Annotated in this window: 1 protein-coding gene; it reads left to right on the forward strand. The window is 65.5% G+C overall.

Going from position 1 to position 1,427, the window contains the following annotated elements; translation table 11 throughout:
- Positions 1 to 160: 160 nt before the first annotated feature.
- Positions 161 to 1,360, forward strand: coding sequence for an IS256 family transposase (locus QSG27_RS28930; protein WP_306712303.1), 1,200 nt, complete (start codon positions 161 to 163; stop codon positions 1,358 to 1,360).
- Positions 1,361 to 1,427 lie beyond the last annotated feature (67 nt).

Genomic DNA, 1,427 nt, shown 5'->3' on the forward strand with positions numbered 1-1,427 from the left:
GGCCGTGTCCCGGCAGGTGGTGTCTGAGGCGTGAGGCTGGCCCGCCGGAGCGCTCCCCCTAGCTGGCGCAGGCGGGTCAGCCGTTCGGGAGCGGGTGGTCACCGTGTTCTTCGGCTAAGTTGAGGTTGCTTGACGACCATCAACTGGAACGGAGACCACGATGACCGAGGACAGGATCGCTTTTCAGGAGCTGATTGGGAAGAGTGCCGATGCTGACTTCTTGCGCGAGATGGTTGGCTTCGCCGCCCAGCGGCTGATGGAACTGGAGGTCGAGGCGTTGACCGGCGCCGGCTACGGTGAACGCTCGGACGAGCGACTGACCAAGCGCAACGGATATCGGGAACGAACCTGGGAGACGCGCGCGGGCGCCATCGACCTGCGCATCCCCAAGCTGCGGCGCGGTTCCTACTTTCCGGCCTTCCTGGAGCCACGGCGCACCGCGGAGAAGGCGCTGATCGCGGTGATTCAGGAGGCGTACGTGCAGGGCATCTCGACGCGCAACGTCGATGATCTGGTCAAGGCGATGGGCATGACCGGCATCTCGAAAAGCCAAGTCAGCCGCTTGTGTGAGGAGATCGACGAGCGGGTCCATGCCTTTCTGAACCGCCCGTTGGAGGGCGACTGGCCGTTCGTGTGGCTGGATGCCACCTACGTGAAGGTCCGCCAGGACGGCCGCATCGTCTCGCTGGCTGCCATACTCGCCATCGGCGTCAACACCGATGGCCGGCGCGAGGCGCTGGGCCTCGGGCTAGGGCTGTCGGAAGCCGAAACCTTCTGGACCGATTTCCTGCGCTCGCTGACGCGCCGGGGACTGCGGGGTGTGAAGCTGGTGATCGCTGACGCGCACCTTGGGCTGAAGGCCGCCGCCTCCAAGGTGCTGGGGGCGACACTCCAACGCTGTCGTGTTCATTGCATGAGGAATCTCCTCGCCTGCGTTGGCAAGGCGCACCAGACGATGGTCGCGGCCACCATCCGCACCGCCTTCGCTCAGGAGACCGCCGAGGCGGCGCATGAGCAGTGGCGCCGTGTCGCTGATAGCCTGCGGCCGCGCTTCTCCAAGCTGGCAGCGTTGATGGACGAGGCGGAGTTCGACGTGCTGGCCTACATGGCCTATCCCAAGGACCTCCGCTCCAAACTGCACAGCACGAATCCGCTGGAACGTCTGAACGGTGAGATCAAGCGGCGCACCAACGTCGTCGGCGTCTTCCCCGGGGAACGGGCGGTTCGACGCCTGGTTGGCGCCCTGCTGCTGGAACAGCATGATGAGTGGGCGGTGTGCCGGCGCTACATGACCATGGAAAGCCTGATCGAGCTATGCCACCCTCCAGCCACTGACCCGCTGCACATCGCAGCGGAGTAGCCCGGCAGCTTCAGCTCGCCGAAGAGCACACAGGCCCTCTCAGACACCACGTCCCGGGGCACGATCG

This window comes from Azospirillum isscasi (assembly GCF_030849505.1).
In the GTDB taxonomy this organism is placed as follows: domain Bacteria; phylum Pseudomonadota; class Alphaproteobacteria; order Azospirillales; family Azospirillaceae; genus Azospirillum; species Azospirillum isscasi.